Origin of the sequence: Actinomadura fibrosa, from assembly GCF_900659615.1 — a bacterium.
Taxonomy (GTDB): Bacteria; Actinomycetota; Actinomycetes; order Streptosporangiales; family Streptosporangiaceae; genus Spirillospora; species Spirillospora fibrosa.
Genome location: NZ_CAACUY010000019.1, coordinates 53,525 through 66,030 on the forward strand (window position 1 = coordinate 53,525; position 12,506 = coordinate 66,030).

12 protein-coding genes are annotated in these 12,506 nt (G+C 73.7%); 8 read left to right on the plus strand and 4 right to left on the minus strand.

All coding sequences use genetic code 11. The features are described from left to right. Window positions 1-5: 5 nt before the first annotated feature. The gene (locus E1300_RS10315) at window positions 6-752 is read right to left on the minus strand and encodes a haloacid dehalogenase type II (RefSeq protein ID WP_242619054.1); all 747 of its coding nucleotides are present in this window, start codon (window positions 750-752) and stop codon (window positions 6-8) included. Window positions 753-965: 213 nt separating this feature from the next. Here E1300_RS10315 and E1300_RS10320 point away from each other — a divergent pair, with 213 nt between their 5' ends. Both E1300_RS10320 and E1300_RS10325 read left to right on the plus strand, forming a co-directional pair. Continuing rightward, entirely contained in the window at window positions 966-2,390 is a 1,425-nt protein-coding gene (locus E1300_RS10320) for an aldehyde dehydrogenase family protein (RefSeq protein ID WP_131756658.1), read from the plus strand. An 89-nt stretch (window positions 2,391-2,479) separates the two neighbouring features. Beyond that, window positions 2,480-3,022 (plus strand): CGNR zinc finger domain-containing protein, encoded by a 543-nt coding sequence (locus E1300_RS10325; RefSeq protein WP_131756659.1) that lies wholly within the window; start codon window positions 2,480-2,482, stop codon window positions 3,020-3,022. A gap of 44 nt (window positions 3,023-3,066) precedes the next feature. Here E1300_RS10325 and E1300_RS10330 read toward each other — a convergent pair whose 3' ends face one another. Then, window positions 3,067-4,593, minus strand: coding sequence for an alpha/beta hydrolase domain-containing protein (locus E1300_RS10330; protein WP_131756660.1), 1,527 nt, complete (start codon window positions 4,591-4,593; stop codon window positions 3,067-3,069). A 328-nt stretch (window positions 4,594-4,921) separates the two neighbouring features. Here E1300_RS10330 and E1300_RS10335 point away from each other — a divergent pair, with 328 nt between their 5' ends. Then, window positions 4,922-6,709: a tannase/feruloyl esterase family alpha/beta hydrolase gene (locus E1300_RS10335; RefSeq protein ID WP_165502775.1), complete on the plus strand. Its 1,788-nt coding sequence runs from the start codon at window positions 4,922-4,924 to the stop codon at window positions 6,707-6,709. Window positions 6,710-6,731: 22 nt separating this feature from the next. Here E1300_RS10335 and E1300_RS10340 read toward each other — a convergent pair whose 3' ends face one another. Further along, window positions 6,732-7,391: a GntR family transcriptional regulator gene (locus tag E1300_RS10340; RefSeq protein ID WP_131756661.1), complete on the minus strand. Its 660-nt coding sequence runs from the start codon at window positions 7,389-7,391 to the stop codon at window positions 6,732-6,734. Between the two features lie 215 nt (window positions 7,392-7,606). Here E1300_RS10340 and E1300_RS10345 point away from each other — a divergent pair, with 215 nt between their 5' ends. The 4 genes from E1300_RS10345 to E1300_RS10360 are packed head-to-tail and all read left to right on the plus strand — an operon-like array spanning window position 7,607 to window position 11,002. Then, entirely contained in the window at window positions 7,607-8,560 is a 954-nt protein-coding gene (locus tag E1300_RS10345; protein WP_131756662.1) for an ABC transporter substrate-binding protein, read from the plus strand. Continuing rightward, on the plus strand, window positions 8,557-9,387 hold the full coding sequence (locus tag E1300_RS10350; protein WP_242619055.1) for an ABC transporter permease: 831 nt from the start codon (window positions 8,557-8,559) through the stop codon (window positions 9,385-9,387). Before E1300_RS10345 ends, E1300_RS10350 begins: the two co-directional genes overlap by 4 nt. Next, complete coding sequence (locus E1300_RS10355) at window positions 9,384-10,166, plus strand: ABC transporter permease (protein WP_131756663.1); 783 nt, start codon at window positions 9,384-9,386, stop codon at window positions 10,164-10,166. Before E1300_RS10350 ends, E1300_RS10355 begins: the two co-directional genes overlap by 4 nt. 50 nt (window positions 10,167-10,216) lie before the next feature. After that, entirely contained in the window at window positions 10,217-11,002 is a 786-nt protein-coding gene (locus E1300_RS10360; protein WP_131756690.1) for an ABC transporter ATP-binding protein, read from the plus strand. Here E1300_RS10360 and E1300_RS10365 read toward each other — a convergent pair whose 3' ends face one another. Continuing rightward, complete coding sequence (locus E1300_RS10365; protein ID WP_131756664.1) at window positions 11,003-11,827, minus strand: SDR family oxidoreductase; 825 nt, start codon at window positions 11,825-11,827, stop codon at window positions 11,003-11,005. It abuts the gene before it with no gap. A gap of 55 nt (window positions 11,828-11,882) precedes the next feature. On the opposite strand from E1300_RS10365, the gene E1300_RS10370 reads away from it, so the two are divergent. Continuing rightward, entirely contained in the window at window positions 11,883-12,494 is a 612-nt protein-coding gene (locus tag E1300_RS10370; protein WP_131756665.1) for a TetR/AcrR family transcriptional regulator, read from the plus strand. Window positions 12,495-12,506: the final 12 nt, after the last annotated feature.

Consider the following 12,506-nt stretch of genomic DNA (forward strand, 5'->3'; position numbering starts at 1 on the left):
ACACCTTACTCAGGCGGGACGGTGCCCGGTACGGCGGCCAGCAGGTCCGCGAGCTCGCCGAACCCGCGGACGGCCAGGTCGCTCCGGGTGTCCTCCGCGCGGTCGGCGCCCCGGGCGGGCCCCTTCTCCAGGGGACGCTCCAGGAACGCCGTGCGGAGGCCCGCCTCCCGGGCGCCGTCGATGTCCCACGCGTGCGCGGCGACCATCAGGACCTCCGACGGCTCCACGTCCAGGAGCCCGACGGCGGTCAGGTACGCCCGCGGATCCGGCTTGTAGGCGCGGGCGAGCTCCGCCGACAGGATGCAGTCGAACGGGAGCCCCGCCTCCTTCACGAGGTTCGTCAGCAGCGCGAAACCCCCGTTGGACAGCGCCGCGACCACGTACCGCTCCCGCAGCCTGGCGAGGCCGTCCACCGAGTCGTCCCAGGCGGGGAGCCGGTGCCAGGACCGGACGAGCCGCCGCCGCGCGTCCTCGCCGAACGCGCCCGCGACGCCGTGCAGCTCCAGCAGCTCGTCCAGCGACTCCCGGTGCAGCGTGTCGAGGTACGCCCAGTCCCGCTCGCCGTCGTTGACCCGCCGCATGGACGGCAGGTACCGGTCGCGCCACGCGTCGGCGAACGCCCCGCCGTCCAGCTCGACGCCGCGCCCCGCGGCGATCTCCGCCACCTGCTCCGCGACCCCCGTCCGCCAGTCGACGGTCGTCCCGAAGATGTCGCAGGCCACCACCCGCACCGAACCCGGATCGAATCCCACGCGCGCCTCCCCGGCCGAGCCGCCCTCGCGGCGTCCCGGGGCCTTCCTAGCACTCCCGCCCGCCCGGAGTGGGCGTCATCCGGAGGATCGAGCGAACCGAACGGTCTTCGGTATGGCCATTTACCCGGACGGCGCCGGTTCCCTATGTTGGTTCCCGGGAGACGCCCCGCCTCCCGCCCGTCCCGGCGGGTGAGCAGCACTGGGAGGAAGCACGTGGAGCACGTCCGGCAGTTCTACATCGGTGGGAAGTGGGTCGAGCCGCTCGGCGGCGACACGATCGAGGTGGTCGACCCGTCCACCGAGAAGCCCTTCACCTCCGTCGCCCTCGGCACGGCCGCGGACGTCGACGCCGCCGTCGCCGCGGCGCGGACCGCGTTCGAGACCTACTCGCGGACGACCCGCGAGGAGCGCCTCGCCCTGCTCGACCGGATCATCGAGGTGTACAGCGGGCGCCTCGGCGAGCTGGCCGAGACGATCAGCCGCGAGATGGGCGCGCCGCTGTCCCTGGCGAACAACGCGCAGGCCCTCGCCGGCCTGGCCCACCTCGGCACCGCGCGCGCCGTCCTCGCCGACTTCGAGTTCGAGCGCCCGCTGGGCTCCACGCTGCTCGTCCGCGAGCCGGTGGGCGTCTGCGGGATGATCACCCCCTGGAACTGGCCGCTCAACCAGATCGCCTGCAAGGTCGCCCCGGCCCTCGCCACCGGCTGCACGATGGTGCTGAAGCCGTCCGAGGTGGCGCCGCTCAACGCCATCCTGTTCGCCGAGATCCTGGACGAGGCGGGCGTGCCCGCGGGCGTGTTCAACCTCGTCAACGGCGACGGCGCCGGAGTCGGCGCGCCGCTGTCCGCCCACCCGGACGTCGACATGGTGTCGTTCACCGGCTCCACCCGCGCCGGCATCGAGGTCGCGCGGGCCGCCGCGCCGACCGTCAAGCGCGTCGCGCAGGAGCTCGGCGGCAAGTCCGCCAACATCATCCTGGACGACGCCGACCTGCGAGAGGTCATCACCCGGGACGTGCGGAACATGTGCACGAACTCGGGCCAGTCCTGCAACGCCCCGACCCGGATGCTCGTCCCCGCCGCCCGCATGGACGAGGCCGCCGCGATCGCCGCGGAGGCGGCGCGCGGGATCAAGCCCGGCGACCCGCGCGACGAGGGCACCACGATCGGCCCCGTGGTGTCGGAGGTGCAGTACGGCCGGATCCAGCAGCTCATCGAGAAGGGGATCGGCGAGGGCGCCAAGCTGGAGGTCGGCGGCCCCGGCAGGCCCGAGGGCCTGGAGACCGGCTACTACGTGCGGCCCACCGTGTTCTCGCACGTGTCCAACGACATGACGATCGCCCGCGAGGAGATCTTCGGGCCGGTGCTCGTGCTGATCGGCTACGAGGACGACGACGACGCCGTCCGCATCGCCAACGACACGGTCTACGGGCTGTCCGGCTACGTCTCCGGCAGCCCCGACCGCGCCAAGGCGGTGGCCCGCCGCATCCGCAGCGGCAACGTCCACCTCAACGGCGCTGGCCCCGACTTCAACGCGCCGTTCGGCGGCTACGGCCACTCGGGCAACGGCCGCGAGTGGGGCGCGCTCGGCTTCGAGGAGTACCTGGAGACGAAGGCCATCATGGGCCACGACGCCTGATCCCGCTTCTCGGGCGGGGCTGTGAGTCCGGTGTCCCTGGTGCGCGGTCGGCCGTGCGCCGGGGGCGCCGGACCTGCTGTAATGGGCTTGTGCACCTCAACCCTTACGGCGCGGACGCCGTGAACCTCGCCGCCGACCTGGCCAACCGGCCGCCGCGCAGCGCCGAGGAGCTCGCGGACCGCTGCCGCGCCGCCGGGCTGCTGGTCGAGGAGCCCGTCACGGCGGACGACCTCGACCGCGTTCGGGCCGTCCTGCTGGCCTGGGAGAAGGTCGTCGACGCCGGGGACGAGCGCGAGCGCGCCGAGCTGCTCAACCGGATGCTGGCCGCGAGCGCCGGGCATCCGCGGCTCACCGCCCACGCCGGCGACGGCTGGCACCTGCACTACCGCGACGACGGGCAGCCGCTCGGCGCCGTGCTCGCCTCGCTGATCGCGGTCGGCACCGCGCTGCACCTGGTGGGGCGCGGCATGCACCGGCTCCGGCGGTGCGCGGACGCCGGATGCGCCGCGGTCTTCGCCGACACCTCGCGCACCGGGCGGCAGCGGTACTGCTCGCACCGCTGCGCCAACCGCGACGCCGTCCGCCGGCACCGGGCGGCCCGCGCCGACGGGAACCGTCCCGCCCCGGCATGACCGGGACGGGACGGCGCTGAGCGGGACGAGCGGGGAGAGCGCGGTCAGCCGCCGATGGTCGAGTTCTCGGCGGCGGTGACGATCGTCGTCGCGTCCTCGGGCAGGAGGTGGCCGGCGTTCACCGACGCCTGCGCGGCGGCCCGGACCTTGGCGACGTAGTCGTCATGCGTCGGGTACAGGCGGCTGAGCACCGGCTCTGCGGTGCGCGGCAGCGACGGGTCGGACGGGTCGCCGGCGTTGTGCCGGTCCCACGGGTCGGAGTCGCCGTTCCACGGGTCGCGGGCGCCGTAGAGGCCGCAGAACACGCCGCTGCCGCTGGTGTCGCGCTCCCCGGTGAGGGTCCGGGTCGGCACCGTGACGTCCGGGAGCCGGACGCCTCCGGTGGCGAGGCCGGTGGACGGGTCGCGCAGGACGGTGCTCAGCGGGGCACCGCTCGGCGGCTGCGCCCCGCCGCGCGCCCACGAGGCCAGGTGCCGCAGCGCGGCGTTCATCGAGTAGTGGCCGGGGCCGTCGTTGAAGGGGGCCGAACCGGCGGCGCAGTCGGGCTGCGGCGCGGCGGAGCCCACCGACTTCAGCACGGTCGGGTTGCCGAGGTCGTAGGCCCACTGGTCGCCGTGCGCGGTGCCCGCGAGCTCCCAGTGCACGACCCGGTCGGTGTCCGGCTGCCGCGCGACGGAGGCGAGGGGCACGTCGGTCTCGGTGAGCACGACGAAGACCGGCACCGCCGAGTCGGTCCGGATCCGGGACGGGTTGGGCATCGTCAGCACGTCGGCCAGGCTGCCGCTGATCGGCGAGGCGACCGCGCTGTTGCTGTGGACCATGAGGCCGTCGTAGACCTGGGCCACCGGCTGCACGGCGTTGGCGTAGGTCGTCATGAAGCCCGCCGACTGCGACTCGCCGTCCGCGAGCACCGTCGTGGGCCGCAGCCCGCCGAGTGGGTCCGGCCCGTTCGGGGTGCGGAGCGCCTGCCCGGCCTGGGAGAAGATGTCGTAGGAGTAGGCGTCGCCGGGGTGGACGAGGCTGCCGTAGCGGGCCGGGTCCCAGCCCTTGAGGCCGTGGACGTCGCCGAGGCCGCCGTTGACGCCGACCGCCTGCGCCGAGACGCCGACCCAGGCGTACCCGCGGCGCAGCAGCTCGTCGCGCTCGAACCAGTAGTCGGGGGAGAGGTCGAGCTGGCCGCTGACGTTGAGCCACTCGACGACGACGGTGCCGTTGAACTTCGCCGGGTCGGACGGGCGGCGGACCAGCAGCCGGCTCTTGTACGCGGCCTGGCCCGACGCGCGGACGTTCCAGCGGCCGTCCGACGTCCAGAGGCCGGACTTGGCGTAGGACGTGGCGGTGCCCTGGATGAAGTACTCGCTCTCGGTGTAGCCGAACGAGCCGAGGTCCTCGGCGGCGGCGAGGAACGGGAAGCCGTGGCTGCCGGCGGGCGGGACGGTGATCGTGGGGTTGGCGGCCGCGGCCCGGGCGGCGGGAGCGGTGGGCGGCGCGGCGATCAGGGCGGCGGAGAGCACCGCCCCCAGCGCGGCGGCGGTGGCCCGCCGCCGGATGGGCCGGAGGGGGATGCGCACGGGTGAACCTCCGTGGACGGGGTGGCAGGGATGCACAGTGTCGGCCGCGCGCACCGGACGGGACATCGGGGAAATCGCCAGCGGCGCGCTCCCGCCGGGTTCCGGGCCGGTCCCGCCCGTGGATTGCCTCAGATCACATCACCCAAATCGTCGCAGAGATTGTTAACATTCTCGGACCATCCATCTCGCGGTGCGTCCCCGCCGCGGTGCCGCCGGACCCCGGGCGGCATCCCACCCGAGGAGGCGGTCGGCGATGCGTGCTCTCTTCGCCCACGGTCCGTTCTTCCGATCGAGCGCCCGGAGACGCGGGCGCGGCCGTTCCCGGCCGGTGACCGGTCTCGCCGTCCTGACGCTCCTGATCGCGGCCCTGGCGTCCGCGGGAAGCGTGACCGGCACGGCCAACGCGGCGAACGCCGTGAACGCGGCGGGTGCGGGCGGCTCCGGCGCCGCGAGCGCGACCGCCGCGCGGCAAAGGCGGCCCGTCACCGCGGACGGCCTCGCGGATCTGCCTCCGCTGCGTCCGGTGCGGGACTGCGCCAGCCTGGTGGGGCTCGTCCTGGACGGCGTCACCGACGCGCCGGTCACGATCCAGTCCGCGACCGTCACGACGCAGGGCGCGCCCGCGCCCTACTGCGCGGTCCGCGGCACGATCGCGCCCGCCGACACGATCGTCATGCGGCTGCCGGTCAACGGATGGACGCAGCGCTACGTGCAGACGGGCTGCGGCGGCCTGTGCGGCAGCGCGAACATCGGCTACACCCAGGCGTCCACCTGCCCGCCGATCGCGGACGGCACGATCGCCAGCGCCACGACGGACATGGGGCACCAGGGGCAGAACGACGGCTCGTGGGCGGCGGGCAACCCGCAGGCGCAAATCGACTTCGCCTACCGCGGCGTACACGTCACGTCGCAGGTCGCCAAGGCCGTCATCGCCCGGTTCTACGGCCGCTCCCCGGTCTACTCCTACTTCGACGGCTGCTCCGACGGCGGACGCGAGGCGCTCATGGAGGCGCAGCGCTTCCCCGGCGACTTCGACGGCATCGCCGCGGGCGCGCCCGCGAACAACATGGTCGTCCAGAACACCCTTCACCACGCGTGGAACGTCCTGACCAACCTGGACGGGAACGGCCGCTACATCCTCCTCGCCGACAAGCTGCCGCTCGTCCACAACGCGGTCCTCGCCGCCTGCGACGCCCGGGACGGCGTCAAGGACGGCGTGCTCGACGACCCGCGGCGCTGCGACTTCGACCCCGGGACGCTGCGCTGCGTGAAGGGCCAGGCGCCCGCGACCTGCCTGTCCGCCGCCGAGGCCGGGGTCGTCCGGCGGCTGCACGACGGCGCGGTGGACGCGCGGGGCCGCCGGCTCGAACCGGCGATCGCCCACGAGTGGGGCTCCGAGCTCGAATGGACGCTGTTCGTGCCCGCCGCGCAGGGGCAGACGGTCGCCAGCGAGAACTTCGTGCTCTCCTTCGCGCGGTACCTCGGCTACACGAACGTGGCGAACCCCGGTTGGAAGCTCTCCGACCTGAAGTTCACGGCCGAGTCGTTCTGGAAGACGGTGCAGTCGTCCAGCTACCTGTCCGCGATGGACCCGGACCTGCGCGTCTTCCACCGGTCGGGCGGCAAGCTCCTGCTCTGGCACGGCTGGAACGACCAGCACATCTCCCCGCAGGGGACGCTCGCCTACTACGACGCCCTGCGGAAGACGATGGGGCGCCGGGCGGCCGACGACTTCACCCGGCTCTACCTCTTCCCCGGCGTCGCGCACTGCGGCGGTGGGAACGGCCCGAACACGTTCGACGTCCTCACCCCCGTCATGGCGTGGGTGGAGAGCGGCGCGAAGCCGGGACGGATCATCGCGTCGAACGTCACGAACGGCACCGTCACCCGTACGCGTCCGGTCTTCCCCTACCCGGCGGTCGCCCGCTACGACGGGACGGGCAGCGTCGACGACGCCGCGAACTTCACCGCCTACACGCCCCGCGAGGAGCCGCGTCCCGGCTACCACTGGCTCGGGGAGCGGCTGTACTCGCACGGCTACCAGACCTGGTGCGCGGCGGTGGGCGCGGAGCTCGCCTGCCGGCCCGCGCGAACCTGGCTCACCGCCCGCGCCTGACCGCGCTGGACGGCGCCTGATCTCAGATGGCGCGGAGCGCGTCGATCACGCTGGCGAGGTGGCGGCGCGCCGCGCGCTCGGCCGCGTCGGGGGCGTGCGCGGCGATCTCGTCGATGATCGCGAGGTGCTCGGCCAGCGACACGTGCGGCCGGCCGGGGACCAGCGCCAGCTTGAACTGGTGCCGGACGTTCTGCGCGCGCAGCCGCCCGAGCACCGCCGCGGCGGTCCGCTGGGCGCTGATCTCGACGATCCGCGCGTGCAGCGCCCGGTTGAGGTCGGAGTACTCCAGCACGCGGCCCTGCGCGACCGCGGTGCGCATGGCCGCGCCGATGCCCCGCAGCTCGGCGGCCTCCGCGTCCGTCACGCGCTCGGCGGCCTTGGCCGCGCACAGCCCCTCCAGCGCCATGCGGACCTCGGAGATCTCGATCGCCTCGTCGAGCGTCACCGCGCGGACGCGGGCGCCGCGGTGCTGGACGCGCTCGACCAGGCCCTCGTTGGCCAGCTCGAACAGGGCCGTCCGCACGCCGCTGCGGCTGGCGCCGAACTGCTCGGACAGGTCGGCCTCGACGAGGCGCTGGTTCGGCGCGAACTCGCCCCGGGCGATCGCCTCGCGGATCGCGGCGGTGACGTCCGGCCGCCCGGTGCCGCCCGGGGTTCGCGTGGTCTGCTCGTGCGCTGGCATCGATTCCTCACTCGCGGGCCGGGGCGCCGTCATTCTAGGGGCCGCACCGGGGCGCCCCCAGTTGGCCACGAATTTGGCCACCAAATCGTTGACAATCTTGTTCCGACATTCGTAGCATCAGCGTCACCCTCGGCGGTGCCCTCGGGGGAGGGCGGCCGTCCCCGCCCCGTCCAGGAGCCTTCTCGCCCCTCCACCCGACGTCCTGGAGAAGCACCGTGATCAAAGTCCGCGCGGCCCTGGCCGCCGCATCCCTCCTGCTGCTCGCCGCGTGCGGAGGCGGGGGAGGGGGCGACGCCTCCGGCGACGGCCCCACGACGGTGAAGGTGAGCGTCATCCCCATCGTCGACGTGGCGCCCATCTACCTCGGGAACCAGCAGGGCTTCTTCACCGAGCAGGGGCTCAGGCTCCAGATCGAGACCGCGCAGGGCGGGGCCGCCATCGTGCCCGCCGTGGTCAGCGGCCAGGTCGACTTCGGCTTCAGCAACCTCACCTCGCTCATCCTCGGCGCCTCGAAGGGCATCCCGCTCAAGGTCGTCGCGCCCGGCGCAGGCTCGACCGGCGTCCAGCGCAAGGACTTCGGCGGCGTGCTCGTCAAGGCCGGCAGCCCGATCAGGACGGCCAAGGACCTCGCGGGCAAGCGCGTCGCCGTCAACACGCTGAACAACATCAACGACACCACCGTCCGGGCGTCGATCCGGGCCGCCGGCGGCGACCCCAAGAGCGTCAAGTTCACGGAGCTGGCCTTCCCGGACATGCTCGCCGCGCTCGACAAGGGCAACGTGGACGCGGTCCAGGTCGTCGAGCCGTTCCTCGCGACCGGGCTGAAGAACGGCGCGCGGCTCGTCGCCTCCAACTACGTGGACACCGCGCCGAACCTGACCATCGCCGGCTACTTCACCTCGCAGAAGACCGTCGCGTCCAAGCCGGAGCTCGTGAAGAAGTTCACCGCGGCGATGCAGAAGTCGCTGAAGTACGCCAGCGACCACCCGGACGCGGTCCGCAAGGTGCTCGGCACCTACACGAAGATCGACCCGTCGGTCGCCGGGTCGCTCACGCTGCCGACGTACCCGGCGCAGGTGAACGCCGCGGGGCTCCAGACCCTCGCGAACCTCGCCGTCCAGGACGGGCTCGTCAAGTCCGCCCCCGACCTGAAGAACCTCCAGCCGTGACGGCCGCGGTGACGGCGGACCCGGCGGGGCGCGACCGGGACGGCCGCCGCCGCCCCGCCGTGCCGTCCTGGGCCCTCGGCATCGCCGGGCTCGCCGGGCTGATGGCGCTGGCCGAGCTCGTCCCCCGGGCCGGGCTGGTGCGGGAGCGCTACCTGCCGCCGTTCAGCGACATGGTGTCCGCGCTGGCCGACCAGGCCGGGACGGACGCGTTCTGGCGGGCCCTGCTGGAGACGCTCCGCGGCTGGGCGATCGGCCTGGCGATCGCCATGGCCGCGGGCGTCGTCCTCGGCATCGTGATCGGCGGCGTCCCGCCGCTGCGCGCGGCGCTGACGTCCACGATCGAGTTCCTGCGCCCGATCCCGTCCGTCGCGCTGATCCCGCTGGCCGTCCTGCTGTACGGGACGCAGATGCGCTCCACGCTGCTGCTGGTCGTGTACGCCTCGTTCTGGCAGGTGCTGATGCAGGTCCTGTACGGCGTCCAGGACGTGGACCCGGTGGCCCGCGAGACCGCGCGGTCCTACCGGTTCCGCCCGCTGACGCAGGTCCGCACCGTCATCTGGCCGACCGCGCTCCCGTACGTCATGACCGGGTTCCGGCTGGGCGCGGCGGTCGCGCTGATCCTGGAGATCACCGGCGAGCTCGTCATCGGCTCGCCGGGGCTCGGCAGGCAGATCGCGGTGGCGCAGAACTCGAACGCGGTGCCGTCGATGTACGCGCTGGTCATCGTCGTCGGGCTGATCGGCATGCTGGTCAACGCCGCCGCCCGCGCCGTCGAGCGGCGGGCGCTGCGCTGGCATCCCTCCGTCCGCCGGGAGGTGGTCTCGTGAGCGTCCTGCCCGTGCTGCGGCGGATCGTCCTGCTGCTGGCCGTGCCGGTGCTGCTCGTCGCGGCCTGGTGGGCGGCGACGGCGAACAGCACCGACTTCTTCTGGCCCCCGCTCAGCGACATCCTCGGCACGTTCGACGACACCTGGTTCCACGGCCGCATCACGAGCGACGTGCTGCCCAGCCTCGCGCGGTTGCTCGCGGGCTACTCCCTGGCCCTGCTGCTCGGCGTCGGCCTCGGCACCGCGATCGGCTCGGCGCGCGTGCTCCGGGCGCTGCTCGAACCGTCCCTGGAGTTCTTCCGGGCGATCCCGTCGCCGGTGCTCGTGCCGATCCTCATGCTGTTCGCCGGCATCGGGAACGGCATGAAGGTGCTGGTCATCGTCTCGGGCTGCGTCTGGCCCGTCCTGCTGAACACGGTGGAGGGGGTCCGCGCGCTGGACGAGGTGCTGCGCGACACGGCCCGCTGCTACCGGATGCGCCCGCACTCGCGGTTCGTCCACCTGGTGCTGCGCGGCGCGAGCCCGCAGATCGCGGCGGGCGCGCGGCAGGCGCTGTCCATCGGGATCATCCTGATGGTCATCAGCGAGATGTTCGCCGCGAGCAACGGCCTCGGCTTCACCATCATCCAGTTCCAGCGCAGCTTCTCGGTCCCGCAGATGTGGACCGGGATCATCCTGCTCGGGCTGATCGGCATCGCCCTGTCGGTCGTCTTCCAGACCGTGGAGGCCCGGGTGCTGAGCTGGTACACCGGCCTGCGCCGGTCACAGCGAGAGGGTTGACAGTGACCACCACACCGACCGGCGCCGGAAGCGCGGGCACCTCGACGGCGCTGCTGGACGTCCGCGGCCTCCGGAAGGTCTACGACGGCAGGGGCCGCGGCGTCGAGGCCGTCCGCGACCTGACGTTCACCGTCGGCGCGGGCGAGCTCGTCTGCATCGTCGGGCCGTCCGGCGCGGGCAAGACCACCCTGCTCCGCTGCGTCGCCGGGCTCCTCGGCTGCACCTCCGGCGAGGTGGTGCTCGAAGGGCGGAGGGTGACCGGCCCGCCGCCGGGCATGGCCGTCGTCTTCCAGGAGTACGGCCGCAGCCTGTTCCCCTGGATGACCGTCCGGCAGAACGTCGAGCGGCCGCTGAAGGAGAAGAGGGTCCCGAAGGCCGACCGGCGGCGGCTCGTGCGGGAGGCCCTCGACGCCGTCGGCCTCGCCGAGGCCGGCGACGCCCACCCGTGGCAGCTCTCGGGCGGCATGCAGCAGCGCGTCGCGATCGCCCGCGCCGTCGCCTACGAGCCGCACATCCTGCTGATGGACGAGCCGTTCGCCGCCGTGGACGCGCAGACCCGCGCCGACCTCGAAGACCTCGTCCGCGCCCTCTGGAAGCGGCTCGGCGTCACCGTCCTGTTCGTCACCCACGACATCGACGAGTCCGTCTACCTGGGGCAGCGCGTGATCGTCCTGTCGAACTCGCCGACCGTCGTCCTGGAGGAGGTCGCCGTCGACCTGCCGGACGGGCGCGACCAGCTCACCACCCGCTCCGCGCCCCGCTTCGCCGAGCTGCGGGCCCACATCTACAAGCTCGTCCAGCAGGCCAAGGAGGGCCACCGGCCGGCCGGGGAGTGATCAGCCGAGGGCGCCGGTCGCCACGGCGGCCATGACGCCGCCGTCGACGAGCACGTCCGTGCCCGAGACGAAACCGGCGGACGGGCCGAGCAGGAACGCGGCGACCGCGGCGATGTCGGCGGGCGTGCCGACCCGTCCGGCGGGGGACGCCTCGATCATCGCGCGCATGACCGCGCCGTGCTCGCCGTCCAGCTCCTCGCGCCCCATCGGCGTGGCGATGACGCCGGGGCTGATCGAGTTGATCCGGGCGCCCCTGGCCCCCCACCCGCGGCCGGCGCCCTTCACCCGCAGCAGGTTGGCGTACTTGGCGAACGAGTAGGCGGCGCCGCTGTGGGCGAAGTTGCCCTCGGCGCACAGGGGCAGGTCCAACAGCTCGTCGGCGGGGACGGTGGCGAGCCGGCGCGCCTGCTCCGCGTCCAGGGCGGGATGGGCGTGGCCGGCCATGCTCGCGATGACCACGCCGGCCCCGCCCGGCGCGACGACCTCGCCGAACATCTCCAGGACCAGGGCCACGCCCAGCAGATCGACCGCCAGGATCGCCTTGACCGGCGCCTGCACGGGCGACAGCCCCGCGGTGTGCACCACCGAGCGGACCTCGCCCAGCGCCGCGGCCCGCTCCGCCAGTGCCGTGACGGACGCGCGCGAGGACACGTCCACCGGCTGCGCGGTCACCGCGTATCCCTCGGCGTCGAGGCCCTCGGACGCGGCGCGCAGCACCTCCTCGCTGTGGTCGGCGACCAGCAGCCGGGCGCCCGGCCCGACGCGGCGTGCGATCGCCTGCCCCATGCCCCCGGCCCCGATGACCACGACCACCTGTTGGGCCATGCGCTCCTCCTCGTCCGACAGGTGTCTGTTATACAACACCCGTCGAAAAAGTACGATGGGTAGCGTGACCGCCGAACCCTCCCTGGACCGCCGCGCCCGCCGCACCCGCGCCGCCCTGCGCGCGGCGCTGCTGGACCTGATCGCCGAGCGCCCGCTGAGCCGGATCGCGGTCTCCGACGTGACGAGACGCGCCGACGTCAACCGCTCGACCTTCTACGAGCACTACGACGACGTGCACGGCCTCGCGGCCGACGCGTGCACCCGCACGTTCGACGAGCTGATCGCGGCCACGCCGGTGCTGCTGCCCGTCTCCGGCGAGGCCGAGCGGCGCCGCGGGCGCGCGGAACTCGCCGCCGTCTTCGCGCACATCGCGGAGCGCGCCGGCCTCTACCGCGCCCTCCTCGGCCCGGACGGCAGCGCGCGTGTCATCGACCACCTGCACCAGCGGCTCACCATCGCCGTCCACGTCAACCTCACCCGCCCCGGCGACGGCGGCACCCACGCCGGCGACCCGGCGGCCGTCCCGCACGACCCCGCGGCCGCCGCCCTGGCCGGAGCGCTCCTCGGCGCGGCCACCGACTGGCTGCGCCGCGGCTGCCCGACCACCCCCGACCGGCTCGCCGACTCGCTCTGGACGGGCCTGACCGAGACGATCGCGAACGCCTGAGCGCGCGGCGGC